Genomic DNA, 26,093 nt, shown 5'->3' on the forward strand with positions numbered 1-26,093 from the left:
GGAAGGCGGCAACTGAACTCATCCCCGGGAGCATACACATGTATGTGACCGGGGTGAGTGAGGGCAGCTAACGCATCTGCGGCTCAAAGGACGAAGAGGATCACCACCAGATTTCCATTTGTGCGCCGAACGTTATTTCATCGTCATTACCACGGCTGAAGGTTCTTGTGCTGGTATCGTTCATCGCTAAGCCATTGTTTGCGCCGCTGTCAGTATCGTAGCCCCATTTTTCATCCCAGTTTGCATAGGTTGCAAACACGCGGATGGCCGGACGTGACCAGATGCTGTCGCCAGCCTGCCATTGTTGCGCAAGGGTAACTTTGTACTGACCGTTTTTGTCGCCGGTGCGCTGGGATTTCACGTTGTCGTAACCGACTTCCAGCAAGGTGCTCATGATCGGGGTCCATTTGTACATCGGACGGACACCGACGGTATACCAGGTTGTGCCGTTATTGTTATCGCGGTCAACATCCTGATACATCGCCACATACATCAGGCTCCAGGTATCGTTGAAGTCAATCGCACCGTGGTCGAGAACACGGATCATGCTGCCGTTGTTGTCGATGGCTGCACCGTTGGAGTGGCCGTTCGCTGCGCCCTGACCCGGATCAGTCATAGAGTCTGAGGCATATTGCAGGACGAATTTGTTGTAGCCGTTGTAGATGCTCTGCGTATGTTCTGCAGTCACCAGGAAGCCGTCTTTGGTCGCATTGTCCGCGAAGGAATAACCGTCACGCGCATTGGCACGACCGTAATCCACACCTAACTCCAGCACGCCGCCCGGGTTAGTTTGCAGGCCTGCCAGACGAACGTCGAACACGTCGTTGGACGTTGGCACTTCGTTACGCTGGTCAGCAATATAGCCGTATGAGCCGCCGCTTTCGGTGTTACGGGTCGCTGCCAGAGACAGTTTACCGAAGCCCAGATCCACATCTTCCAGACCCGCACCAGGACCTGAAATATCCCAGTAGTAGAAGTCGATCATGTGCACGTCATGACGTTGGTAGAAACGCTTACCGGCCCAGATGGTGGAACCCGGCAGCCATTCGATCAGGTTCTTACCCTTCACGTTTGCTTCGCGGAAAGCCGGATCGGTTGACTCCCAGTCGTTCTGTTGTGATACGGAATACGCCACGTTGGTGTCGAAGTAGAAGCTCTTATCCCCTTCTTTCCACACTTCCTGACCGAGTTTTAACTCCGCATAGGTTTCACATTCGTTACCCAGACGGTATTTACTGTCAGCGCCTGTCGCTTTGAAACATTGCTGCTCGCCGCCGCTGCCAGTCCAGCCGATGCCCGAACGGGCATAACCGGTAAAATCGACTGCCATTGCTTGTGTAGAAAGGATTCCGGCAGCCACTGCCAGCGCCAGGGAAGAACTACGCATTGTAATCATCATTTTCTCCTGTAGGGGATCGCGTGCTTTCAAACACCAGATTCGGGATGTAACCGGCGACATGCAGTTCCGTCCTCGCGGAACAGATGGCAGCGGTGTGGTGGCAACCCGATGGCGAATGTTGCACCTTCTTCTACCAGCACCACGTCGTTCTGGCGGTACACCAGGTTCTGACGAATTGCCGGAATTTGGATGTGGATCTGTGTTTCGTTACCCAGTTGCTCGACGACCTGCACTTCACCGGAAAGCGTCACTTCCGCGACGTCGCTTGGCAGAAGATGTTCAGGACGGATACCCAGTGACAGGTTGCTGCCGACTTTGACGTCGGTGCCTTCGACGGGCAGCCAGACTTGCTGGCGGTTTGGCAACTCGACCTGCACACGTGCAGGTTCAGCACCGGTGACTTTCACCGGCAGGAAATTCATTTTTGGAGAGCCGATAAAACCGGCGACAAAACGGTTGGCAGGATAGTGATACAGCTCGAGCGGCTTACCGACCTGAGCGATATGTCCGGCATCGAGCACCACGATTTTATCGGCCAGCGTCATCGCTTCGACCTGATCGTGGGTCACGTAAATCATGGTGCGTTTAAGGCGCTTATGCAGGCGCGAAATCTCGATACGCATCTGCACACGCAGCGCGGCATCTAAGTTGGAAAGCGGTTCATCGAGCAGGAAAACCGTCGGTTCTGCCACCAGCGTACGGCCAATCGCTACGCGCTGACGTTGTCCGCCGGAAAGCGCTTTCGGACGACGATCTAACAGGTGCGCCAGCTGCAATACTTCAGAAACCTGGTTCACACGCTGATTGATTTCTGCTTTCTTCGCTCCGGCCAGCTTGAGGCCAAAAGACATGTTTTCAGCCACCGACAGGTGCGGATAAAGCGCATAAGACTGAAATACCATGCCGATGCCGCGGTCTGCGGGCGGCACTTCATTCATGCGTTTATCACCGATTTTCAGTTCGCCGGAAGTGATGTCTTCCAGACCGGCAATCATGCGCAGCAGGGTTGATTTACCGCAGCCGGATGGCCCGACAAACACCACAAACTCGCCCTCTTCGATTTCCAGATTGATGTCGCTGGAAATCACGGTTTCACCAAAGGCTTTGTACACGCTGTTAAGGGAAACGCTCGCCATCCTGAACTCCTGTACTTGCTGCCAGCGAGAAAACTCAATGCAACGAAGAGTGAAGGAATAGCCGCTAAGCGTAATCATCCGTAACAAAGTTTTTCATGGGGGAGGAGCAGGGAGGATGACGGATTCGCGCAACCGGATGAAAGTTCACAGCAAAAATCAAATTCGTGATCTGAATGGCAAAAAACGACGCATATTTTTGAGTGATGAACCACATAACGCCAGAGAGTGTCGGCGGGATCACATTCTGAGAGGCGGGGGCGTAGAGGGGGGGATGATGAAGCGTTGTCGGGTTGAATCCACACTGGCGTCGTACCCTGTCTTTTCCCGTCTCAGACGACAGAAAACCGACTCCTCACAGGAAATAAAAAGGATTGGATTATGACTCTCAGCATTAAAAAGATTGTTAAACAAACACTGGCACTCTCAGCGCTGGCTACGCTGGTGCTGTCATCTTCCGCATTTGCCAAAATAGAAGAAGGAAAGCTGGTCATCTGGATCAACGGTGACAAAGGCTACAACGGCCTGGCGGAAGTCGGTAAGAAGTTTGAGAAAGACACCGGCATTAAAGTCACGGTAGAACATCCGGACAAGCTGGAAGAAAAATATCCGCAAGTCGCGGCCACCGGCGACGGCCCTGACATTATCTTCTGGGCGCACGACCGTTTCGGCGGTTACGCACAGTCTGGCCTGCTGGCTGAAATCAGCCCGGATAAAGCCTTCAAAGACAAATTGTTCCCGTTCACCTGGGATGCAGTGACCTTCAACGGCAAGCTGATCGGCTATCCGGTCGCGGTTGAAGCGCTGTCACTGATTTACAACAAAGACATCATTAAAGAAGCGCCAAAAACCTGGGAAGAAATCCCGGCACTGGACAAAGAGCTGCGCGCCAAAGGCAAGAGCGCCATCATGTGGAACTTGCAGGAACCGTACTTCACCTGGCCAATCATCGCCGCTGATGGCGGTTATGCGTTCAAGTATGAAAACGGCAAATACAACATTAAAGACACCGGCGTGAATAACGCAGGTTCTCAGGCTGGCCTGCAATTCATCATCGATCTGGTGAAAAACAAACACATCAACGCTGATACCGATTATTCCATCGCCGAAGCCGCCTTCAACAAAGGCCAGACCGCGATGACTATCGACGGTCCGTGGGCCTGGTCAAACCTCGACAAGAGCAAAATCAATTACGGCGTGACGCTGCTGCCAAGCTTCCACGGCAAACCGTCTAAACCGTTCGTCGGCGTGCTGACTGCCGGTATCAACGCCGCCAGCCCGAATAAAGAACTGGCGAAAGAGTTCCTGGAAAACTATCTGATCACCGACGAAGGTCTGGCGGTGGTCAACAAAGATAAACCGCTGGGCGCTGTGGCACTGAAAACGTATCAGGAACAACTGGAGAAAGATCCGCGCATCGCCGCCACCATGGCTAACTCCAAAAACGGCGAAATCATGCCTAACATCCCGCAGATGAGCGCCTTCTGGTATGCAGAACGCAGCGCCATCATCAATGCGGTGAATGGCCGCCAGACTGTTCCGCAAGCACTGAAAGACGTAGAAACACGCATTACCAAGTAATGCCGAAGCATTAGCTCAATGAACGGTACGGGACTCACGGGTTCCGTACCGCCACCACAAGGATTGTCCTTATGCCAAGAGCCAAAAAACGGCCGTTCAGCAATGCGTTCAAATGGCTGGTCATCGCCCTGCTCGCCTGCTTTACCGGTTATCTGATCGTGCTGATGTATGCGCAGGGCGAAACCCTTTTTGCCGTTCTGACCCTGATTCTTTCCAGCGTCGGTTTATACATTTACGGCAACCGCCGCGCCTATTCGTGGCGCTATGTCTATCCTGGCCTCGCCGGGATGTCGTTATTTGTGCTGTTCCCGCTGGTCTGCACCATCGCGATTGCGTTTACCAACTACAGCAGCACCAACCAGCTGACGTTTGAACGTGCGCAGTCGGTGCTGATGGACCGTCAATTTCAGGGCGGAAAAGCGCTTAATTTTGCGCTCTTCCCTGCTGGTGAAAAGTCTGCCGGTGATAAATGGCAGCTGGCACTGACGTCAGCGGATAACAGCGAGACGCTGGTTTCGCCACCTTTTGCCTTTAACGCTTCCGCGCCACAAACGCTGGAGATGCTCCCGCAGACCGCCCCTTCGACGGAAAAAGCCGGTCTGCGCGTGGTGACACAAAACCGTGCGGCGCTGGGACAACTCTCGGCGAAATTACCCGACGGCGAAACGCTGCGCATGAGTTCATTGCGCCAGTTCTCCGGCACCCAGCCGCTGTACAAACTGGGCGACGATGAAAAGCAGCTGACTAACGTTGAAACCGGCACCATCTACCGCCCGAACACAAAAACCGGCTTCTATCAGGCAGTAAACGCTCAGGGCGAATGGCAGGCCGAACAACTCAGCCCGGGCTTTACCGTCGGCATCGGCTGGGGCAACTTCCTGCGCGTATTGCATGATGAAGGGATCCAGAAACCCTTCCTGTCGATTTTCGTCTGGACCGTTGTTTTTGCCCTGCTGACCGTGATCCTGACCGTCGCCGTCGGCATGGTGCTGGCCTGCGTCGTACAGTGGGAGGAACTGAAAGGCAAAGCCGCTTACCGCATCCTGCTGATCCTGCCTTATGCGGTGCCGGCCTTTATTTCGATTCTGATTTTCAAAGGGTTATTCAACCAGAGTTTCGGTGAGATCAACCTGATGCTCAGCGCGTTGTTCGGCATTAAACCGGCATGGTTCAGCGATCCGTGGACCGCCAAAAGCATGATCATTATCGTCAACACCTGGCTCGGTTATCCGTACATGATGATCCTGTGTATGGGCCTGCTGAAAGCCATTCCTGACGATCTTTATGAAGCTTCGGCAATGGACGGCGCCACGCCGATGCAGAACTTTTTCCGCATCACGCTGCCTTTGCTCATTAAACCGCTGACGCCGCTGATGATCGCCAGCTTTGCCTTTAACTTTAATAACTTCGTGCTGATCCAGTTACTGACCAACGGCGGGCCGGACATGCTCGGCACTACGACACCTGCCGGTCATACCGATTTGCTGGTCAGCTACACCTATCGCATCGCCTTCGAAGGCGGCGGCGGGCAGGACTTCGGGCTGGCGGCGGCGATTGCCACGCTGATCTTCCTGCTGGTCGGTGCGCTGGCTATCGTGAACCTGAAAGCCTCACGCATGAAATTCGACTAAGGAGAAACAGACAATGCCCATGGTTAAACCTAAGTCGCAGAAAGTCAGATTGCTGGTCACGCACCTTTTACTGCTGTGTTTTCTGGCGCTGATCCTGTTCCCGCTGCTGATGGTATTCGCCATCTCGCTGCGTCCGGGTAACTTTGCTACCGGCAGCCTGATCCCGGATCAGGTCTCGTGGGATCACTGGAAACTGGCGCTCGGCATCGCGGTCACCAACAGCGACGGCAGCATCACACCGCCGCCATTCCCGGTGATGTTGTGGTTATGGAACTCGATCAAGATCGCCGGGATCACCGCGGTCGGCATCGTCGCCCTTTCCACCACCTGCGCCTACGCGTTTGCCCGCATGAAATTCCGCGGTAAAAGTTCGCTGCTCAAAGGGATGCTGATCTTCCAGATGTTCCCGGCGGTGCTGTCGCTGGTGGCGTTATACGCCCTGTTCGACCGCCTCGGCATGTATGTGCCGTTCCTCGGCCTGAACACTCACGGCGGCGTGATCTTCGCCTATATGGGCGGCATCGCCCTGCACGTCTGGACCATCAAAGGCTATTTCGAAACCATCGACGGCTCGCTGGAAGAAGCCGCCGCACTGGATGGCGCCACCCCGTGGCAGGCTTTCCGTCTGGTGCTGCTGCCGCTGTCGGTACCGATTCTGGCCGTCGTGTTCATTCTGTCATTCATCGCAGCCATAACCGAAGTGCCGGTGGCATCTTTACTGCTGCGTGATGTGAACAGCTACACCCTGGCGGTCGGCATGCAGCAATATCTGAACCCGCAAAACTACCTGTGGGGCGATTTCGCGGCGGCAGCCATATTGTCCGCCATCCCGATTACGGCAGTATTCCTGATCGCCCAACGCTGGCTGGTCGGCGGCTTAACGGCAGGCGGTGTGAAAGGTTAAATGTAAGGCTAATGCGCTTTGTAGTACTTGATCAATTACCTGTGTCTTGGGCGGCTGAATAAGCCGCCTTTTTTTGTGTCTGTGCTTATGCAAAACGCTTTCCATTGCATTCTACTTTTCGAGACATATTCCAGGAATGATAAATAAGTATCAGGATCGGCTCTCTGGGATGGTATTGCCCAGTATTCCTCTTAACATGCCTGCGGGACAGACGGTTAAAAGGAGGTCCCCGTGAATATTTCAGGATGGGTTTATGACATTGCCGAGTTGGCATTTAACGAATTACAAAACAGGCTCAACGATCACCAGATAAATGTTCAGGTAAATTTTCTGGATAAGCGTTCTGCTATTGATCTTGAACTCATGCGGACAATGCTAGACTGGCGATTATGGTTTAAAGAAGAACACTTCATTCTTGAAAATCGCTTCAGCCTGGCAATACATTCTAAAGGCAGGCCGCCCATAGTGATTGGCGCAGCGGTATATTCTTACGATGTTAAAGCTAACCAGGTTTCTATTCACATGCTGGAACATTTTAAAAATGCCGTTTTAAAGTCAGCATTAGAAAAACGCATGGCTTTTTGTGCATTTTTTGCCGCGTATTTATTTGCAGATATTGTTGGTGTAATAGTTCTGAAAATAAACAGACCTGTTTCAGGGCTGGCATCTTTTTACCAGTACTGGGGATTTATTTATGACGAGCATGGCGATATGAAAGTTAACAAATCAAATCTGTTAAATAAATTACGCCATTTGGGACAACGAGGGGGAGTACACGATTTTGAATGGCCTGAAGAAGGGCTTAACTGAACCGGTATAGGAAATGAATTATTAAAACGGTAGAGTGTTCTAATTCACACTAAAGGAATAGTTATGAGAACCATTGAAGAGATTTTAAGAACGTTACCGCCAGAAATAGTGGCTAATTATCATCGGACTAAAGATCAGCGCCGCATCGTTGGCGACATGATGTTTGCTATCCTCGATCCCGACGAAATTCTGGTAGGTATTCTTGCTAATAACGCAGAAGCAGAAACGCATACTTCTTTTTAAGTCATTCACAAAAAAGCCCCTTACGGGGCTTAGTTTGTCTTTCTCTAAACCTCAGCTTACCGAAACTTTCCGGCGGCGTTTATCGAGGTCTTTAATCAGCTTATTCACCTGCTCGTCGGCGAACATCTCTTCGAGGGAGGTGGACAGTTTACGGCGCCAGTTCGGGTATTCGTCGCTGGTGCCGGGCACGTTGACCGGCGCGTCCATGTCTAACCAGTCTTCTGGTTGCAGGCCGAGCAAAGCACAGGCGCTGTCAGCGACGTAGCGTTGCAGGCCACGGTTGAGCACCGGCGTCATCTCCATCAATGCCGCTTTACGTCCGGTTTTCTTAGGGATGCAGTCGTAATGGTGTAAGCCGTCAAGCAGCCCCTGACGCGCACGGGCGCGGTCGGCGTACAGCTCCTGCAACACATCTTCATCGCGGTACAGTCCCAGCGATTTACCCAGCGCCAGATCGTCACTTTGCCAGTATCCGCGCAGCGTCGGCAGGTCATGCGTGGTGATCGTCGCCATCGCCTGAACCGGATACGACTGCGGCGCACGGAAGTTGTTTTCCTCATCACGCTCGAAATACAGCACTTTGTAGGAATACACCCCACCTTCGCGCAGCTTACTGACGATCTCCACCGGGACGGTGCCCAGATCCTCACCAATCACCATGCAGCGGTGACGCTGACTTTCCAGCGCCAGAATAGCCAGCAGATCGTCTACCGGATATTGCACATACGCGCCTTTATCCGCTGTTTCACCGGCAGGGATCCACCATAAACGCAATAACGTCATCACGTGATCAATACGCAACGCGCCACAGCTGGTCATGTTTGAACGCAGCAGATCGATAAACGGCTGATAACCGCGTTTCACCATCACATGCGGATCCATCGGGCGCAGATCCCAGTTCTGACCCAGCGGCCCGAGGATATCCGGCGGTGCGCCGACCGAGGCTTTCAGGCAGTACAGCTCGCCATCGCCCCAGGTTTCCGAGCCACCTTCCACCACACCGACGGCCAGATCGCGATATAAACCGATCGACATGTCGCCCTGCTGGCTGACCTCGTAGCATTGGGAAAATTGCGTTTCTGCCAGCCATTGCAGCCAGAGGTAAAACTCCACATCCTGCGCTTGTTGTTCGCAGAAAGCGCGTACGGCCGGTCCGCGCGCATCATGATATTGCTCCGGCCAGCGGTTCCAGCCGAGCGCAACATCCGTCTCTTTCGCCAGATGCTCGTATAACGCGTCAAACGCCGCCTGCAGATACAGACTTTCCCCGCCCTGCTTCACAAAAGCCGCCAGCGATTTCACCTGCGCATCCTGCGCTTTACGCTTCAGGAATTGCGCGTAGGCCAGGCGTAAACCTTCGAGTTTGAGCGGCATCACTTCACCGTAATCCACCCAGTCGCTGGCACGTACGGCCTGTAACCGTTGCTGCGTCAGCGGCAGATTCCACCATTGTTGCGCGGCTTCGCTCAGCCTGAAATCGTCGACGGCACTGACGTCGATATAAATCACGTTCAGCCAGCGGCGCGACGACGGACTGTAAGGGCTGGCCGCCACCGGATTGGCAGGATACAGCGCATGAATAGGATTCAGCCCGACAAACGCACCGCCACGCTCAGCGACCTTTTTCAGCAACAACCGGAGATCGCCGAAATCGCCAATCCCCCAGTTATTTTCCGAGCGCAGCGTATAAAGTTGCACGCACGCGCCCCACAGTTTTTTACCCGCCAGCAACGCATCAGGTTCATAGCAACGTTTCGGGGCGACAATCACCCGGCAATCCCACTGCTGCGCATCTTGTGTCAGCGTCAGCTGGTGATAACCGGCAGGGATTTTGCCCGGCAGCGCCAGGGTCATTTTACCGCTGATTCGCCCTTGCTGGGTTGCACCGCTTTCCAGTTTGAGTGTCCAGGCATATTCGCCTTCACCCCCGACCGGCAATGCCAGACGGCTGCCGGAAACGAACACTTTCACCGCAGGAACCGGCGTCACTACCAGATGGCTTTCCGCCACCCAGCCCATTGCGGCTAACAGTTCACGCTTAGTTTCGGGCGCAATCGCCTGCTGCTTACCGTGCGCGTTGATAAAACCAGAGGAAATACCCGCCTCCCTGGCGGCCTGCTCCAGTGCTTTGTTCTCCATGCGGGCTCCTTAACGTTTCGCCTGCCAGATCCGCTGCTGATAATCGCGGATCGAGCGGTCGGAACTGAACATCCCAACACGTGCCGTGTTGAGAATGGTTTTGCGCGTCCAGTCTTCCTGGTCGCGATACAACACATCAACTTTTTGCTGCGCGGCGCAATAATCGGCAAAGTCAGCCAGCACCAGATAAGGATCGCCGCCACCCAGCAAACTGTCGAGCATCAGGCTGAAAGCCTGTTTGTCGCCATCGCTGAAGAAGCCGTTTTCCAGCTCTTTGAGGATCTTATCCAGGTGCTTGTCTTTTTTGCGGATCTTGAGCGGATCGTAGCCTTTCGCCTGCAACGCTTTGACCTGATCAACCGTGTTGCCAAAGATGAAGATATTGTCTTCTCCGACCTCTTCAGCAATCTCGACATTCGCGCCGTCGAGCGTGCCGACGGTCAGCGCGCCGTTCAGCGCCAGCTTCATGTTGCCGGTGCCTGAGGCTTCTTTCCCGGCGGTCGAAATCTGCTCGGAAACGTCCGCGGCCGGGATCATCAGTTCAGCGACAGAAACGCGGTAATCCGGGATAAACACCACTTTGATGCGGTCGCGCACCAGCGGATCGTTATTCACTTTTTCCGCCACTTTGTTAATAGCGTAGATAATGTTTTTCGCCAGGTAATAACCCGGTGCCGCTTTCGCGCCGAACAGGAAGACGCGTGGCACCATGTCCATTTCCGGGTTATCACGCAGCTGACGGTAAAGGGACAGAATGTGCAGCAGGTTCAGATGCTGACGTTTGTATTCGTGCAGGCGTTTGATCTGCACATCGAAAATGGCGTCAGGATTGAGCGTCAGCCCCATCACCTGTTTCACGTAGTGCGCCAGTTTGATTTTATTCTCACGCTTAATCGTCTGATAACGCTGACGGAATTTATTATCGTCGGCGAAACTTTCCAGCCCTTTCAGGGCATCCAGATCGTTAACCCATTCGGTTTTCAGCGTGTCGTCAATCAGCGCAGACAGTGCCGGATTACACTGTTTCAGCCAGCGACGCGGCGTAATGCCGTTGGTGACGTTATGGAATTTGTTCGGCCACAGCTGGTGATATTCCGGGAACAGATCTTTCACCACCAGTTCGGAGTGCAGCGCCGCCACGCCGTTCACCGCAAAGCCGCTAACCACGCACAGATTCGCCATACGGACTTGTTTGTTCTGGTGAACAGACAGTTTTTCCCACACCGCTTTATCGCCCGGCCACTGCTTTTCGACCACTTTTTTGAAGCGGGCATTAATGGCTTTGATCAGCGAGAAGTGGCGCGGTAACAGGCTCCGCACCAGTTTTTCGTCCCAGCATTCCAGCGCTTCAGGCATCAGCGTGTGGTTGGTATACGCAAAGGTCTGGCTGGTGATTGCCCAGGCAGCGTCCCAGCCCAGCTGATGCTCGTCGAGCAAAATACGCAGCAGTTCAGGAATGGCAATGGTCGGGTGCGTGTCGTTGAGCTGGATAACTTCGAATTTCGGTAAATCTTCAATTTTGCGACCGAGGAAATGATGACGACGCAGGATATCGCCTACCGAACAGGCGCACTGGAAATACTGCTGCATCAGGCGCAGGCGTTTACCGGCATCGTGGTTGTCATTCGGATACAACACTTTGGTGAGCTTCGCCGCATCAATGCCTTTTTGCTCAGCCTTGAGGAATTCACCGTCGTTGAACAAGGTCAGATCAAACGGATGCACGTCGGTGGCCTGCCACAAACGCAGTGGCTGGGTGACGCCATTTTTATAGCCGACCACCGGCAAATCCCAGGCTTCACCGCGCAGGGAGAACGCCGGATGCCATTGTTCTTCGCCATTCTCGTTCCTGGTCAGTTTGCCGCCAAACGCCACGTCAACAGACAGCGAGCTGTTGTGGCTGAACCACGGATAGCTTTCGCGATGCCAGTTATCCGGCGCTTCCTGCTGTTTGCCTTCGCTGAACGACTGACGGAACAGACCGTACTGATAATTCAGGCCGTAGCCGGTTGCCGGTTGTCCGACGGTCGCCATCGAATCAAGGAAACAGGCCGCCAGACGCCCTAATCCGCCATTACCCAGCGCCGGATCGGTTTCCTGCTCCAGCACATCGGCCAGCTCAACGCCCTGCTCTTTCAGAGCCTGGTTAACGGTTTCATACCAGCCGAGGTTGATCAGGTTATTCGCGGTCAGGCGCCCGATCAGAAATTCCATCGAAATATAGTTTACGTGCCGTTGCGGCTGTTTTGCCGCTTCAGGCGCAGGCTGCGCACTCAGCAGTTCGGACAGCGCGGCACTGGTGGCCTGCCACCACTGATGCGATGTCATATCCTGTGCCTGTTGCAAACCGAATCCCTGCCACTGGCGTTTTAGCGCGGCTAAAAACTGCGTCTTATCCAAAGTCACCTGCATTACATGCCTCTTTATCCGGGAATTTGTAGGGAAGTCTGATGTTGATTATCACTATGCTGACGCTTGTGCCTGTGAGCAGCATCATCCTGCCAAAGATTAGGCAGGGAGGAGAAACGGGGCGTAGCCGGAGGAGACGGGGGATCAGGGGGAAGCTCTGAAAATTTGTATTTAGAAGTGTGATGCAGAGCAACTTAACGGCATGTAAAAACGTAACATTCTTGCAATCAATGTTTCAAAAGAGGACTTTAGAAAAAGTGATTAATTACACGCTGCGAAATAATTATTACGCCTCCTGACTACCGTCAAAAGAATCGAAAAAAATGCTGATCCCGTCGAAATTGAGCCGCCCGGTGCGGCAGCAAAATACAGTGGTTCGCGATCGTCTGCTGACGAAGCTCTCGACTGCGCCAAATTACCGTCTGACCCTGGTCGCCAGTCCGGCGGGCTATGGGAAAACGACGCTGGTCGCACATTGGGCGGCGGGCAAAAGCGATCTCGGCTGGTATTCGCTGGATGAAAGTGACAATCAGCCGGAGCGTTTTGCCAGCTATCTGATTGCGGCGGTACAACAGGCTTGCGGCGGTCATTGCGTCAAAAGTGAAGCGCTGAGTCAGAAACACCAGTACGCCAGTTTATCGGCGCTGTTTGCTCAGCTGTTTGTTGAGCTTTCCGACTGGCACCGTCCGCTGCTGCTGGTTATCGACGATTATCACCTGATTTCTAACGATGCCATCCATGAAGGGATGCGTTTTTTCCTGCGTCATCAGCCGGAAAATCTGTCGCTGGTGGTCCTTTCGCGCACCCTGCCACCGCTGGGTATCGCCAATATGCGTGTCCGCGATCAGCTGCTGGAACTCAACGCCACGCATCTGGCCTTTACGCATCCGGAAACCCAGCAATTTTTCGACAACCGGCTGAAAGACCCCATCGATCAGGCCGACAGTGGCCGTCTGTGCGACGAAGTGGCTGGCTGGGCAACGGCACTCCAGCTGATCGCGTTATCCGCACGTCAGTCCACCACGTCGTCGCAACAGTCTACGCAGCAGTCCGCCCGCAAACTGGCCGGGCTGAATGCCAGCCATCTTTCAGAATATCTGGTGGATGAAGTGCTGGATCGCGTGGATGCGCCGACACGAGACTTTTTACTGCGCTGCTCGCTGCTGCGGTCAATGAACGATGCGCTGATTGTGCGTCTGACCGGCAGCGAAAACGGCCAGCAGCGCCTCGAGGAACTGGAACGTCAGGGGCTTTTCATTCACCGCATGGATGACACCGGCGAATGGTTTAACTTCCATCCGCTGTTTGCCACTTTCCTGCGCCAGCGCTGCCAGTGGGAACTGTCGACAGAACTGCCGGCCATTCACCGTGCCGCTGCCGAAGGCTGGCTGGCGCAAGGTTTTCCAGCCGAAGCTATTCATCATGCGCTGGGGGCGGAAGACATCAATATGCTGCGCGATATTCTGCTGCAACACGCCTGGGCACTGTTCAATCAGAGCGAACTCGCGTTGTTGGAAGAATGTCTGGCCGCGCTGCCGTACGACCGCCTGATCCAGAATCCTAAACTGGTGCTGTTGCAGGCGTGGCTGGCACAAAGTCAGCACCGTTATGCCGAAGTGGAAACGTTGCTGGTGCGCGCCGAAAGTGAAATGCAGCAGCGCAATATCGTCATGGAACAGGAACTCGCGGCGGAATTTGATGCCCTGCGGGCGCAGGTGGCGATTAACGATGGCCGTCAGGATGAGGCGGAAAAACTGGCCGCCGACGCCCTGAAATATCTGCCGTATGAAAGCTATTACAGCCGGATTGTGGCGACCTCGGTCACCGGCGAAATCCAGCACTGCAAAGGCGATCTGACCCGCGCTTTGCCGCTGATGCAACAAACAGAACAGATTGCCCGCCGCTATGAAGCTTATCACTATGCGTTATGGGCATTGCTGCAACAGAGTGAAATCCTGATTGCGCAGGGCTTTTTGCAGGCTGCGTTTGAGATGCAGGATCGCGCTTTTGAACTGGTGCGTGAACAGCATCTGGAACAGCTGCCGATGCACGAATTTTTGCTGCGCCTGCGCTCGCAATTACTGTGGTCATGGTCGCGGCTCGATGATGCCGAAGACGCCGCCCGTCAGGGGCTTGACGTGCTGACCAACTTCCAGCCACAGCAGCAGTTGCAGTGTCTGGCAATGCTGGCAAAATGCTCCCTCGCCCGCGGTCAGCTCGATAACGCACATCACCATCTGCAACGCTGTGAAAGCCTGCTCAAAACCGGTCAGTATCACATCGACTGGCTGACCAATACCGATAAACCAAGGGTGATTTACTGGCAGATGATCGGCGACAAAGCCGCTGCCAGCCAGTGGCTGCAACAGGCGCGTAAACCCGATATGGCAGACAACCATTTCCAGCAAGGCCAGTGGCGTAATATCGCCCGTGTGCAGATTTTGCTGGAACAGTTTGATGAAGCCGAGGTGGTGCTCGATGAGCTGAATCAGAATGCGCGTCAGTTGCGCCTGACCAGCGATCTCAACCGCAATCTGCTGCTCAGCAATCTGCTTTACTGGCATACCGGCCGTAAAAATGATGCGCAGCGGGTGTTGATCGAAGCGCTGGGGCTGGCGAACCGTACGGGTTTTGTCAGTCATTTCGTCATCGAAGGGGAAATGATGGCGCAGCAGTTGCGTCAGTTGCTGCAACTCAATCTGCTGCCGGAACTGGAACAGCGCCGTGCGCAGCAAATTCTGCGTGAAATTAACCAGCACCATCGTCATAAGTTCGCGCACTTCGACGAAGGGTTCGTCAACAAACTGCTGACCCATCCGCAGGTGCCGGAACTGATCCGCACCAGTCCGCTGACCCAGCGCGAATGGCAGGTTCTCGGGCTGATTTACTCCGGTTACAGCAACGATCAGATCGCCGGTGAACTCGATGTCGCGTCCACCACCATCAAAACGCATATCCGCAACTTGTACCAGAAACTGGGCGTCGCACACCGTCAGGAAGCGGTGCAGCAGGCGCAGCATCTGTTACAGGTCATGGGGTACGGCGCCTGATTCACCGGGTAACTCTCAACGCCCTACCGTTATCGCACCCCACTCTTTTCATAACACATCATCAAAATAAGTTGATGTGTTATGCCTATTTTTCATTAGCGAACATATTTTGCTCAAAAATAAAATCCGGTGATATAATGTGACCGTCGTCACACTATTGTAATTCACCATTTCTTCAGAAAAGCCCGCTGCCAACCTGTTATAACAGCCATCCGGCTGATTTTGGCTTTGTGTAAACGGCTGTAGTGAGTAAGGATTTTATCGATGGGTACTTTAACTGCCGGGATTGTCATGATGCGCTGGGAATTGCTGAGCGCCTTTTTGATGTTCTGCACCAGCCAGCTTAATATTGTTTGCCGGCAGTCCAGCCGCAATACCATGGCCTTTGTTTGCAGCGGTCTCGGCCTGACCGTAACCTGTTTCTTCGTCATGAGCCTGATGGGCATGAATTATGATGCCGCCGCCGTCGCGCAGTTCTGGGCAAACACGAAAGACGTTTTCTTTGATGTGATGAGCAAAACCCCGACCGATATGTCTTATTACTATTAATCCGATTCGCTCACCGCGAGTCGTTGAGAACAGATGAAAGAAAGGCAGAACATGATGTTCTGCCTTTTTTATTGCCCTGATAATGAACATTCAGGCCAGCTTGCTGATTATTTGTTCACCTGCATATCATTTAATCCTAAATTTAGAAAAATGCGTGGCGTATCTGAGGTCTTTTTGTACGTGAGTTTCTGATTACCTGTAAATTGCAGTCTGCTCCGCAATGTAAAACGATATTGTGCGCAGGGCATAAACTATTCATTGCTAATAGTTGAAGGGTCGTATTAGATTCTCACCCATACTTTTCTTAGAATGATCATTGCTTTTTTTGCTTCAGGCTGCTGAATTTTCACCGGTTTGGCACCCCCTGCTTATGGCTGAAGGAATTCCGATGAATACGCATCACGTGCTTGGCGCGTTAGTGTTACTGGTAAGTTCTGCTTCTTCGCTCGCCGTCGAAACGACGGGCATTCCCCAGGATCAGGTAAAAGAGCGCAATGCGTTTATTGCTGACCTGATGAAAAAAATGACCATTGATGAAAAAATCGGTCAGCTGAATCTGGTCACTGTGGGGCCGGACTATCAGAAAGAAGCCATTATGGCTGACATCCGCGCCGGTAAAGTCGGTGGCGTGTTTAATACCGTCACTAAACCTGATATTCGCCGCATGCAGGATCAGGTCAAAGAAAGCCGCCTGAAGATCCCACCGTTTTATGCCTATGACGTGGTGCATGGTCAGCGCACTATTTTCCCTATCAGCCTTGGCCTTGCCGCCAGCTGGGATATGCAGGCCGTCAACACCAGCGCACGTATTTCCGCACTGGAAACCGCAGCAGATGGCCTGAATATGACCTTCTCGCCAATGGTCGATATTACCCGTGATCCGCGCTGGGGCCGTGTCTCCGAAGGTTTTGGCGAAGACACCTACCTGACGTCCCGCCTGGCACATGAAATGGTGACGGGTTATCAGGGTAAAGACCCTTCCGCACCCTACGCCGTGATGGCTAACGTCAAACACTACGCGCTGTACGGCGCGGTGGAAGGCGGTCGCGAATACAACACCGTGGACATGAGCCTGACACGCATGTTTAACGATTACATGCCACCGTATAAAGCGGCGGTAGATGCCGGTGCTGGTGGCGTGATGGTTGCCCTCAACAGTGTTAACGGCGTTCCCGCGACGTCAAATACCTGGTTGCTGAAAGATATTCTGCGCGATGACTGGCAGTTCAAAGGTCTGACAGTGAGTGACCACGGCGCTATTGGCGGTCTGGTCAAACACGGCGTGGCCGAAGATGATCGTCAGGCGGCTGCGATGGCGCTGAAAGCCGGTGTCGATATGGACATGGCCGACAATATGTACGGTAAGTATCTGAAAGGATTGCTCGCCGACGGTCTGGTGAGTCAGCAGGATATTGACCGTGCCGTGCGTGACGTTCTGGCCGCCAAATGGGACATGGGGCTGTTTGTCGATGAATACCGTCATTTAGGTCCGCAGTCGAGCGACCCGGCGGACACCAATGCCGAAAGCCGTCTGCACCGCACCGAAGCCCGCGAAGTCGCGCGCACGTCCCTCGTGTTGCTGAAAAACACCAACGAGACGCTGCCATTACAGAAAAAAGGCACCATTGCCGTGATTGGCCCGCTGGCTGACAGCAAACGCGATGTGATGGGCAGCTGGTCTGCCGCCGGTAAAGCCGCTCAGGCCGTGACTGTCTTGCAGGGGATGAAAGATGTCCTCGGTGACAAAGGCACATTGTTATATGCACGCGGTGCTAACATCACCGACGATCAGGGGATGGTCGATTTCCTTAATTCCTACGACAAGCAGGTGATCAACGACCCGCGTAAACCGCAGGACATGATTGATGAAGCGGTGAAAACAGCTGAGAAATCAGATGTCGTGGTGGCGGTGGTGGGTGAAGCGCAGGGTATGGCGCATGAAGCCTCCAGCCGTTCAGATATCAGCATTCCGCAAAGCCAGCGTGACCTGCTCAAGGCGCTGAAAGCCACCGGTAAGCCGCTGGTGATTGTGCTGATGAATGGTCGTCCTCTGACACTGACGTGGGAAAATGACATCTCTGATGCCATGCTGGAAACCTGGTTCGCCGGCACCGAAGGCGGTCACGCGATTGCCGACGTTCTGTTTGGCGATTACAACCCGTCAGGCAAACTGCCGATGACTTTCCCGCGTTCGGTCGGGCAAATTCCTTTGTATAACAGCGTGCTGAATACCGGTCGTCCGTTCAATCCGCAGCATCCGGATAAATACACGACCCGTTATTTCGATATCACCAACGGGCCGCTGTTCCCGTTTGGTTATGGCCTGAGCTACACCCGTTTCAGCGTGTCTGACGTGAACCTTTCATCCACAACCATGGATGCGAAACATCCGCTGACAGCCAGTGTCACGGTGAAAAACACCGGCAAAGTCAGTGGCGCGACGATCGTCCAGCTGTATCTGCAGGATGTCACCGCGTCGATCAGTCGTCCGGTGAAAGAGCTGAAGAACTTTGAGAAGATCACCCTGCAGCCGGGTGAAGAGAAAACCGTGACATTTGCTATCAATGAAAGAGATTTACGTTTCTACAATGACAAGCTGAAATGGGCCTCTGAACCCGGTAAGTTCAACGTATTCGTCGGGTTAGATTCTCAGGATGTGAAGAAAACCAGCTTCCTGCTGAAATAACATATCGGGTCTGAAGCCAGGCCCGATATGTAGTCAGCACGTTCTCTCTCAGGCGGGATCCCGGCAACGGAACCCGCCTGTTCTGAGCAGTAATTTCTGTCCGGTGACTGGATATATAACCGACAGTTGCTAACCTTAAATTCAATGTGTTACGCCTTCCGGCTCTGTATCCGATAGTTGCGGAGCGGTGCGGGTGTGCTGAGCAGAGTAAACTCCGTCTGTGCTGACTATCGCCATGTCGCCACACTGGCGGCGTATAGCGTTCTTTTCGGAGAAACATTCATGGTCGATTCTCAAGATGCGTCCATCCTGTACCTGCATTTTGGTACGCCCCGCCCATACTGGCGAGTGGGTTCTGACAGCAATGCAATGGAGCTGTCCGCAGAGAAAGGCGTTGTTAATGTTGCTATCTCCCTGACCCAATGGCAGGCGGGAAAAATCAGGCAACTGACCGGGATCACCTCAAGTTTCACGCTGGACATCACCCTGTTCGGTTCCCCTGTACGCCTTTATCTCGTCGGCCGGAAAATTGACAGCAAAGCCTGGGCTGGCACGGCATCAGCGTATCAGGACACTGAATCCGTCGCGCACGATCTTGAAGTCGGTCTGACTTTTGCTGAACAGGTGGTTTCCGAAGCCAACTCCGTGATTGTGATCATCGATCAGGAAGGCAAAATCCATCGTTTTAACCGGCTGAGCGAAGAATATACCGGCCTGCGCGAAGAAGATGTCATTGGCCGCAGCGCCTACGATTTATTCATGTCGATGGAAGAAGGTCTGGCGTCGCGCCAGAACATCAACGGTTTTTTTCAGCATCAGCAATCCTACGAAGTCGAACGCTGGATCAATACGGTTAAAGGTCAGCGGCTGTTTCTGTTTCGCAATAAATTCGTCCACAGCGGCAGCGGTAAACAGCAAAAATACCTGATCTGCTCGGGTTCTGACATTACGGACGAGCGCAAAGCGCAGGAACGTCTGCGCGTGCTGGCCAACACCGATCTGGTCACCGGTTTCGCCAACCGTAACGCGTTACAGGAATCTCTGGCCAGAGCCCTTCTCGAGCGCGGCGAAAACAAAGTCGGGCTGATTTATCTGGATCTGGATAACTTCAAAAAGGTGAACGACGCCTACGGTCATATGTTTGGCGATCACCTGTTGCGGGCGGTATCCGACGCTATTCAGGATTGTCTGTCGCCTAACGATAAGCTCGCGCGCCTCGGCGGCGATGAATTCATCATCCTCAGTATCCATGCAGAACTGAGCGCACTGGAGGCACTGAGCCAGCGCGTGTTGCGCCGCCTGAGCCTGCCATTTCGTATCGGTCTCATTGAAGTCTATACCGGCTGTTCCGGCGGCATTGCTATCTGTCCGGAACACGGCACTGACGGCGATACGCTGCTGCAAAACGCCGATACCGCCATGTATGTGGCGAAGGAAAAAGGCAAAAATGCGCACTGCGTTTTCTCGCCGGGCATGAATGAAAAAGCCTCAGAATACATGTGGCTGGACACGCATTTACGCAAAGCGCTGGCGGAAAAAGACCAGCTGGTTTTGCACTATCAGCCGAAAGTGTCACTTTATGGCACCGTGCAAAGTGTCGAAGCGCTGCTGCGCTGGAATTCGCCGGAACGCGGTCTTATCCAGCCGCAAAGTTTTATCCCTTATGCCGAAGAATCTGGCCTGATTACACCCATCGGCAAATGGGTGATCGAAACCGCCACCCGTCAGGCGACTGAATGGCAAAAAAAGGGGCTAAATCTGCGCGTGGCCGTGAATCTTTCCGGACGCCAGCTGAATAATGGCTCGTTTATCACGACGCTGTCTGACGCCATGAAAAAAGCCGGCATGAAAGGGTGTCTTCTCGATTTTGAACTGACCGAAAGCTGCCTGGTGGAAGACGAGGGCGCAGCTGTCGCCATGATTAACCAGTTGCATAAACTCGGCGCGCAGGTGCATCTGGATGATTTCGGTACCGGTTATTCTTCGCTGTCCCAGCTGGCACGCATTCCGCTCGACTGCATTAAGCTCGACCAGAGTTTTGTCCGTGGGATCAATGACAATCCGGTTTCTCAGGCGCTGGTGCGGGCGATTGTGGCAGTGGCGAAAACCCTGCAACTGACCGTGGTGGCGGAAGGGGTGGAAACGGCTGAAGAAGAGAAGTTAATTGACGAGATTGGTGTGGACAGCAAACAGGGCTTTCTTTACGCCAGGCCAATGCCCGCAACGGAACTCGAGCACTGGCTTGAAGAAAAAATGATTGCTTCACCCAATATTTTTAAACCTAAAGCAAAACAGAAATAGCGCCAGTAACGGGCCCTTTCTGCCCGCTGCTAGCCGGTTTTACGCAGTGATGCCGTATGCCGGTTTTGCAGCATGACCAGACGCTCCATATAACCCAGGTCTTTCTCCTCCAGCGTAAACGCGGCATCCACCCAATCCTCCGTAATATCCATCAGCTCGGAACGTGAAAGTTGCAGTACTCGCTGGCGTGCGCGGATCATGGCGCGGATCCCGTTAAGTTTTGGCCGCAGCACATCCATAAACGTACGCGTGGCGTTGAACGCCTCACCCGGCTGGAATAACACATCCACCAGCCCGCGGCTTTCAAACCATTCCGCCGTATGAGACTCACCGGTGGAAATCAGTTCCTCCGCCAGCTTCATGCCCGCTTTACGCGAGACCAGCGAATAACCGCCCATTCCCGGAAAGAGGTTAAAGGCGATTTCCGGAAACCCCATCCGGGCCGTGTTTTGCGCCAGCACATAATGGTGCGCCAGCGCCGCTTCGAATCCGCCGCCCAGCGCCGTACCTTCAATCATCGACAAGCTGATAGCTCCCACATCAAATCCACGCGCTGCAGCATGAACACAGTCCACACAGGCTCTGGCGTAGGCGCGCAAAGCCTCGCGCTTGTTATTGACGATAGAGTCGACAAAGAAACTCAGATCACCTCCCACATTGTACATATTGGGCACCAAAGAACCGGTGACCCAAAAATCAAAACGCAGCCCCGACGCCTTTGCTGCATAGGTGAGCGTCATGATGTCTTCAATAAGCTCCTGATTAAAACAGGGACGTGGATAAGACCTGAGCATCATCCACATGACATTACGGCCTTCTTCATAATAGGCTGCAATCTGGGACAAATGCCCGGCTTCGGTAAACGGGCGGCAGGCTGTATGGTCAATAAGATTCATAGTATATATCCAGGTTAGAAATGAATTTTTTAGGGTGAAGCAGCTCCAGCCTAGTCCAGCTCTAACCTGAACTGAATCGATTCGAGATTGTTTTATAAAAATAATCCTAAGCGCATAAACGTAATAAAAAAATGTTTAAAATAAACAACCTGCAACCAATCAATATTGTGTAAAAACAAAGAAATAATGTTTTCATCCGCGACTTCAGACGACCAGACTTCCGCAAAAATAATCCGCCATAATTAATGTTTGGCGATTAATAATATGCGTAATAGTTAATTAACTCTCAGGGATTTCCCCAAAGTGATGCATATCACAGTCATTGCACGCTGACTTTCCAATTGCTCTGCCACCCGCTAAATTGAATTCATCTCCTCCGACCACTTAAGAGAATTCCATGACTGAACGCGCTTCGCTGTTTTATCCGCACCTGCTGGCGCCGCTGGATTTAGGTTTTACACAACTGAAAAATCGCGTGCTGATGGGTTCTATGCACACCGGACTGGAGGAACTGGAGGACGGGCCTGAACGTCTGGCGGCCTTTTATGCCGAACGCGCCGCCGCAGGTGTCGGGCTGATTGTCACAGGCGGCATTTCCCCCAACGCGCAGGGCGTGGTGTATCAGGGTGGTTCAGTCCTCGCAGAACAGGAGCACATCACGCATCACCGCGTGGTAACGGAGGCCGTTCATGCCGCCGGGGGAAAAATTGCGCTGCAAATTCTTCATGCAGGGCGTTACAGTTATCAGCCCCACCCCGTCGCGCCTTCAGCACTTCAGGCACCGATCAACCGCTTTACACCTCACGCCCTGAGCGAAGAAGAAATCGAATCAACGCTGGCGGATTTTGCCCGCTGCGCGCAACTCGCCAAGGCGTCCGGCTATGACGGTGTGGAAATCATGGGCTCCGAAGGTTATCTGATAAACCAGTTCCTCACCGCGCGCACCAATCAGCGCACGGACAGCTGGGGCGGTTCCGCCGATAACCGTATGCGGTTTGCGACAGAAGCCGTGCGCCGCGTGCGCGAAACCTGTGGCAGGGAGTTCATCATTATTTATCGCTTATCCATGCTGGATCTGGTTGAGGAAGGCTCGGACTGGCAGGAAGTCGAAACTCTGGCGCAACGCATCGAGCAGGCCGGCGCGAGCATTATTAACACCGGCATCGGCTGGCACGAAGCGCGCATTCCGACCATCGCCACTATGGTTCCCCGCGCGGCGTTCAGCTGGGTGACGCAAAAACTGATGGGCAAAGTCGGTATTCCGTTGATCACCACCAACCGCATTAACGATCCCGACGTGGCGGAGAAAATTCTCGCCGAAGGTTGCGCGGATATGGTGTCGATGGCGCGCCCGTTCCTCGCCGATCCGGCGTTTGTCGAAAAAGCCGCACAAGGGCGTGCTGATGAAATCAATACCTGCATCGGCTGTAATCAGGCCTGTCTGGATCAGATATTCGCCGGAGAAGTCACGTCCTGCCTGGTGAATCCCCGCGCCTGCCGTGAAACGCAGTTACCCATAACCCGTGCGGAAATCACCAAACGCCTGGCCGTGGTCGGCTCCGGGCCAGCCGGACTGGCATTTGCCACCACCGCCGCCAGCCGCGGACATCACGTCACCTTATTTGATGCACACAATGAAATCGGCGGGCAGTTTAATGTCGCCAAACAGATCCCCGGCAAAGAAGAGTTTTATCAGACGCTGCGCTATTACTCGCGTCAGCTGACATTACTGGGCGTCACGCTGCGTCTGGGTGAAACCGTCACCGCCAGCCAGTTAACGGGTTATGACGAAGTGATCCTCGCCTGCGGTATTTCACCACGCCTGCCGGATATTACTGGCATTGATCACCCGAGCGTACTGACGTATCTCGACGTGCTGCGAGATAAAAAACCGGTCGGTCAGCGCGTCGCCATTATTGGCGCTGGCGGTATCGGTTTTGATACCGCCGAATATCTGGTGCATAAAGGCGTGTCATCAAGCCTGAGTACTCGGGCCTTCAGTCACGAATGGGGGATCGACCAGAGCCTGAGGCATCGCGGCGGTCTGGCACCGCAGGGACCGCAGCCCGAACCGGCGGCGCGGGAGATCGTTCTGCTGCAACGCAAAACCACCAAAGTCGGCGCAGGACTGGGGAAAACCACCGGCTGGATCCACCGCGCCAGCCTGCTGCAGCGTGGCGTGAAGATGCAAAGCGGCGTCAGCTACGAACGCATCGACGACGCGGGTTTGCATCTGATCATGAATGGCGAACCGCTGTGTCTGGAAGTAGATAACGTGATTATCTGCGCCGGACAGGAACCGCAGCGCGCCCTGTATCAGCCGTTGCAGGATGCCGGAAAAACCGTACATCTGATCGGCGGTGCAGACGTGGCCGTCGAACTTGATGCCCGTCGGGCTATCGATCAGGGCACGCGGCTGGCGCTGAAGATATAAACATTGGATTAGAAAACTGCAGACGAAAAAAAAGCCGCGATGAGCGGCTTTTTATGTCAGCAATTCAGCGATCAGTGATGCGACGCCGTTTTCACCGCACGCAAAATCACGAATTTCTGGTTGGTGGCGATCGTCGTGCAGTTGCCGAACAGGCGGCGCAGTTTCTGGTAGTAATCCAGATGGCGGTTGCCGACGATGCGCAGTTCGCCGCCGGTTTGCAGGCAACGTTTGGCGTCGCAGAACATGCGCCACGCGGTGTCATCACTGACCACGGTGCCCTGGTGGAACGGCGGGTTACACAACACGGCGTGCAGGGTTTCGCGCTCGACACCAGCCAGCATATTGTTCACTTCGAAATGACAGCGGCTGACATCCTGCGGCAAATTGTTTTCGACGTTAATACGGCTGGATTCCACCGCCATATAAGATTCATCGACGAACAGCATTTCTGCATCCGGATTCAGCGCCAGCGCGGTCATGCCGATCACGCCGTTACCGCACCCCAGATCCGCCATACGCCCTTCGATGCCTTCCGGCAGATGCTGCATGAAGAAGCGTGCGCCGATATCCAGACCGCCGCGTGAGAACACGTTGGCGTGGTTGGAAATACGGAATTCGCTGTCATCCAGCGCCCATTCGGAAATCACCGGCTCTGCGGTTTGCGCTGGCAGAGTCGCTTCACAATGGATCAGACGGGCTTTTTTCCATGCCAGGCTGGTTTTGGTTGGCCCGAGGATTTTCTCGAACAACTGCAACGTAGAGGTGTGGATATCACGGGCTTTCGCGCCGGCGATAATCTGCGTGTCCGGCGTCACCACTTCACGCAGCGCCAGCAGTTGTTGTTCCAGCAGCGCCAGCGTTTTTGGCACTTTGATGATGACCAGACCCGGATTGATCGGCAACGGCACCAGGCTGCTTTGCGCCGCCACGCTGTCTTCGTCAAATCCGTTAAGACGCAGGTTATGGCGCATCGCCAGCTGACTCATGAAAGAGTCATTGATGCTGGTCGGGCTGTACGGCTGCAAGGCGCAGGCCAGCGTGCCAAAAGCATCGTTGAAAATCAGCAGCGGACGGCCGTTGAGCGCGTCGGTGTTCAGGTTTTGCAGCAGATATTCATCCGCCGCTTCCCATGCCTGTAACTGCGTTGCCGCTTCTTCCAGCGGATAACGTTCCAGACGCAGTTGCAATAACTGACCACCTGTTTCGGTTTCGAATTGGCTCATTGGCCCTCCTCTATATTCAATTTGCGCTGTTTATCCCTTAATTTGGTCTATCAGTAAAACGTTTTTTCAGTTAAAAAGGGGTTTATCTGCCGGACTGGCGCGATCGTGACGAAAACACCGCTTACCGGTATGGCATCTTTTCCCCGTCAATAAAGAGACAAAGCAAATAGTTATGCCTGAATTGACCTATCTGCAAGGCTATCCCGAGAATCTTCAGGCTCAGGTTCGCCAGTTAATCGAACAGGAACGTTTAGGTAAAGTGTTGCTGACGCGATACCCCGAGCCGCACGAGCTGACCACTGACAAATCGCTCTATCAGTATACGCTGGACCTGAAAAACCAGTTTTTGCGCAGTTCATCGCCGTTAAGCAAAGTCGCTTATGACAATAAAATCCACGTGATGAAACACGCGCTGGGGCTGCATACCGCCATATCGCGCATTCAGGGCGGCAAGCTGAAAGCCAAAGCGGAAATCCGCGTCGCGACGGTATTTAAAAGCGCGCCGGAAGCGTTTCTGAAAATGATTGTGGTACACGAACTCGCGCACCTGAAAGAAAAAGAACACAACAAAGCCTTCTACAGCCTGTGCTGTCATATGACGCCCGACTATCATCAGTTAGAATTCGACACGCGCATGTACCTGACGCATCTGGAAATATTCGGCAAGTTATACCAATAATTCATTGTCCACTTATCTATAGGGAA

Annotated in this window: 17 protein-coding genes; 11 read left to right on the forward strand and 6 right to left on the reverse strand. The window is 53.7% G+C overall.

What is annotated here, in order from left to right:
• Positions 1 to 100 precede the first annotated feature (100 nt).
• Complete coding sequence (locus UC15_RS01140) at positions 101 to 1,399, reverse strand: maltoporin (protein ID WP_198659645.1); 1,299 nt, start codon at positions 1,397 to 1,399, stop codon at positions 101 to 103.
• A 26-nt stretch (positions 1,400 to 1,425) separates the two neighbouring features.
• Positions 1,426 to 2,535 carry a maltose/maltodextrin ABC transporter ATP-binding protein MalK gene (gene malK, locus UC15_RS01145; protein ID WP_112286738.1) on the reverse strand — a complete coding sequence of 370 codons (1,110 nt, stop codon included), beginning with the start codon at positions 2,533 to 2,535 and terminating at the stop codon, positions 1,426 to 1,428.
• A gap of 378 nt (positions 2,536 to 2,913) precedes the next feature.
• On the opposite strand from malK, the gene malE reads away from it, so the two are divergent.
• The 5 genes from malE (at position 2,914) to UC15_RS01175 (ending at position 7,701) form a co-directional block, all read left to right on the forward strand.
• Positions 2,914 to 4,113 (forward strand): maltose/maltodextrin ABC transporter substrate-binding protein MalE, encoded by a 1,200-nt coding sequence (malE, locus tag UC15_RS01155; RefSeq protein ID WP_112286740.1) that lies wholly within the window; start codon positions 2,914 to 2,916, stop codon positions 4,111 to 4,113.
• Positions 4,114 to 4,184: 71 nt separating this feature from the next.
• Positions 4,185 to 5,744, forward strand: a complete 1,560-nt coding sequence (gene malF, locus UC15_RS01160; RefSeq protein WP_112286741.1) for a maltose ABC transporter permease MalF — start codon at positions 4,185 to 4,187, stop codon at positions 5,742 to 5,744.
• Positions 5,745 to 5,757: 13 nt separating this feature from the next.
• The gene (gene malG, locus UC15_RS01165; protein WP_112286742.1) at positions 5,758 to 6,648 is read left to right on the forward strand and encodes a maltose ABC transporter permease MalG; all 891 of its coding nucleotides are present in this window, start codon (positions 5,758 to 5,760) and stop codon (positions 6,646 to 6,648) included.
• 231 nt (positions 6,649 to 6,879) lie between these two features.
• Positions 6,880 to 7,458, forward strand: a complete 579-nt coding sequence (locus UC15_RS01170) for a hypothetical protein (RefSeq protein ID WP_112286743.1) — start codon at positions 6,880 to 6,882, stop codon at positions 7,456 to 7,458.
• 63 nt (positions 7,459 to 7,521) lie between these two features.
• Complete coding sequence (locus UC15_RS01175) at positions 7,522 to 7,701, forward strand: hypothetical protein (protein ID WP_112286744.1); 180 nt, start codon at positions 7,522 to 7,524, stop codon at positions 7,699 to 7,701.
• A 51-nt stretch (positions 7,702 to 7,752) separates the two neighbouring features.
• Here UC15_RS01175 and malQ read toward each other — a convergent pair whose 3' ends face one another.
• Both malQ and malP read right to left on the reverse strand, forming a co-directional pair.
• Positions 7,753 to 9,840, reverse strand: coding sequence for a 4-alpha-glucanotransferase (gene malQ, locus UC15_RS01180; protein WP_112286745.1), 2,088 nt, complete (start codon positions 9,838 to 9,840; stop codon positions 7,753 to 7,755).
• A gap of 9 nt (positions 9,841 to 9,849) precedes the next feature.
• The gene (gene malP, locus UC15_RS01185) at positions 9,850 to 12,252 is read right to left on the reverse strand and encodes a maltodextrin phosphorylase (RefSeq protein ID WP_112286746.1); all 2,403 of its coding nucleotides are present in this window, start codon (positions 12,250 to 12,252) and stop codon (positions 9,850 to 9,852) included.
• Between the two features lie 320 nt (positions 12,253 to 12,572).
• Between malP and malT the strand changes: the two genes are divergently transcribed.
• The 4 genes from malT (at position 12,573) to pdeR (ending at position 20,835) form a co-directional block, all read left to right on the forward strand.
• On the forward strand, positions 12,573 to 15,299 hold the full coding sequence (gene malT, locus UC15_RS01190) for an HTH-type transcriptional regulator MalT (RefSeq protein WP_112286747.1): 2,727 nt from the start codon (positions 12,573 to 12,575) through the stop codon (positions 15,297 to 15,299).
• 264 nt (positions 15,300 to 15,563) lie between these two features.
• Positions 15,564 to 15,848: a YjcB family protein gene (locus tag UC15_RS01195; protein WP_112286748.1), complete on the forward strand. Its 285-nt coding sequence runs from the start codon at positions 15,564 to 15,566 to the stop codon at positions 15,846 to 15,848.
• A gap of 388 nt (positions 15,849 to 16,236) precedes the next feature.
• Positions 16,237 to 18,534: a beta-glucosidase BglX gene (gene bglX, locus UC15_RS01200; protein WP_112286749.1), complete on the forward strand. Its 2,298-nt coding sequence runs from the start codon at positions 16,237 to 16,239 to the stop codon at positions 18,532 to 18,534.
• 282 nt (positions 18,535 to 18,816) lie between these two features.
• Entirely contained in the window at positions 18,817 to 20,835 is a 2,019-nt protein-coding gene (gene pdeR, locus UC15_RS01205; RefSeq protein WP_112286750.1) for a cyclic di-GMP phosphodiesterase, read from the forward strand.
• A 29-nt stretch (positions 20,836 to 20,864) separates the two neighbouring features.
• On the opposite strand, the gene UC15_RS01210 is transcribed toward pdeR, so the two are convergent.
• Positions 20,865 to 21,731: a crotonase/enoyl-CoA hydratase family protein gene (locus tag UC15_RS01210; protein WP_112286751.1), complete on the reverse strand. Its 867-nt coding sequence runs from the start codon at positions 21,729 to 21,731 to the stop codon at positions 20,865 to 20,867.
• A gap of 397 nt (positions 21,732 to 22,128) precedes the next feature.
• Here UC15_RS01210 and UC15_RS01215 point away from each other — a divergent pair, with 397 nt between their 5' ends.
• Positions 22,129 to 24,165 (forward strand): NADPH-dependent 2,4-dienoyl-CoA reductase, encoded by a 2,037-nt coding sequence (locus tag UC15_RS01215; RefSeq protein WP_112286752.1) that lies wholly within the window; start codon positions 22,129 to 22,131, stop codon positions 24,163 to 24,165.
• A gap of 71 nt (positions 24,166 to 24,236) precedes the next feature.
• Here UC15_RS01215 and rlmG read toward each other — a convergent pair whose 3' ends face one another.
• A complete protein-coding gene (gene rlmG, locus UC15_RS01220) occupies positions 24,237 to 25,388 on the reverse strand; it encodes a 23S rRNA (guanine(1835)-N(2))-methyltransferase RlmG (protein WP_112286753.1) in 1,152 nt (383 codons plus the stop codon).
• A gap of 172 nt (positions 25,389 to 25,560) precedes the next feature.
• Between rlmG and UC15_RS01225 the strand changes: the two genes are divergently transcribed.
• On the forward strand, positions 25,561 to 26,067 hold the full coding sequence (locus UC15_RS01225) for a M48 family metallopeptidase (protein ID WP_112286754.1): 507 nt from the start codon (positions 25,561 to 25,563) through the stop codon (positions 26,065 to 26,067).
• Positions 26,068 to 26,093: the final 26 nt, after the last annotated feature.

It is taken from the genome of Rahnella sp. AN3-3W3, from assembly GCF_003263545.1.
In the GTDB taxonomy this organism is placed as follows: Bacteria; Pseudomonadota; Gammaproteobacteria; order Enterobacterales; family Enterobacteriaceae; genus Rahnella; species Rahnella variigena.

Bases quoted from the DNA above. Each gene is read 5' to 3' on its own strand.
- UC15_RS01140 (WP_198659645.1), bottom strand. From the start codon at position 1,399: ATGATGATTACAATGCGTAGTTCTTCCCTGGCGCTGGCAGTGGCTGCC.
- malK (WP_112286738.1), bottom strand. From the start codon at position 2,535: ATGGCGAGCGTTTCCCTTAACAGCGTGTACAAAGCCTTTGGTGAAACC.
- malE (WP_112286740.1), top strand. From the start codon at position 2,914: ATGACTCTCAGCATTAAAAAGATTGTTAAACAAACACTGGCACTCTCA.
- malF (WP_112286741.1), top strand. From the start codon at position 4,185: ATGCCAAGAGCCAAAAAACGGCCGTTCAGCAATGCGTTCAAATGGCTG.
- malG (WP_112286742.1), top strand. From the start codon at position 5,758: ATGCCCATGGTTAAACCTAAGTCGCAGAAAGTCAGATTGCTGGTCACG.
- UC15_RS01175 (WP_112286744.1), top strand. From the start codon at position 7,522: ATGAGAACCATTGAAGAGATTTTAAGAACGTTACCGCCAGAAATAGTG.
- malQ (WP_112286745.1), bottom strand. From the start codon at position 9,840: ATGGAGAACAAAGCACTGGAGCAGGCCGCCAGGGAGGCGGGTATTTCC.
- malP (WP_112286746.1), bottom strand. From the start codon at position 12,252: ATGCAGGTGACTTTGGATAAGACGCAGTTTTTAGCCGCGCTAAAACGC.
- malT (WP_112286747.1), top strand. From the start codon at position 12,573: ATGCTGATCCCGTCGAAATTGAGCCGCCCGGTGCGGCAGCAAAATACA.
- UC15_RS01195 (WP_112286748.1), top strand. From the start codon at position 15,564: ATGGGTACTTTAACTGCCGGGATTGTCATGATGCGCTGGGAATTGCTG.
- bglX (WP_112286749.1), top strand. From the start codon at position 16,237: ATGAATACGCATCACGTGCTTGGCGCGTTAGTGTTACTGGTAAGTTCT.
- pdeR (WP_112286750.1), top strand. From the start codon at position 18,817: ATGGTCGATTCTCAAGATGCGTCCATCCTGTACCTGCATTTTGGTACG.
- UC15_RS01210 (WP_112286751.1), bottom strand. From the start codon at position 21,731: ATGAATCTTATTGACCATACAGCCTGCCGCCCGTTTACCGAAGCCGGG.
- UC15_RS01215 (WP_112286752.1), top strand. From the start codon at position 22,129: ATGACTGAACGCGCTTCGCTGTTTTATCCGCACCTGCTGGCGCCGCTG.
- rlmG (WP_112286753.1), bottom strand. From the start codon at position 25,388: ATGAGCCAATTCGAAACCGAAACAGGTGGTCAGTTATTGCAACTGCGT.
- UC15_RS01225 (WP_112286754.1), top strand. From the start codon at position 25,561: ATGCCTGAATTGACCTATCTGCAAGGCTATCCCGAGAATCTTCAGGCT.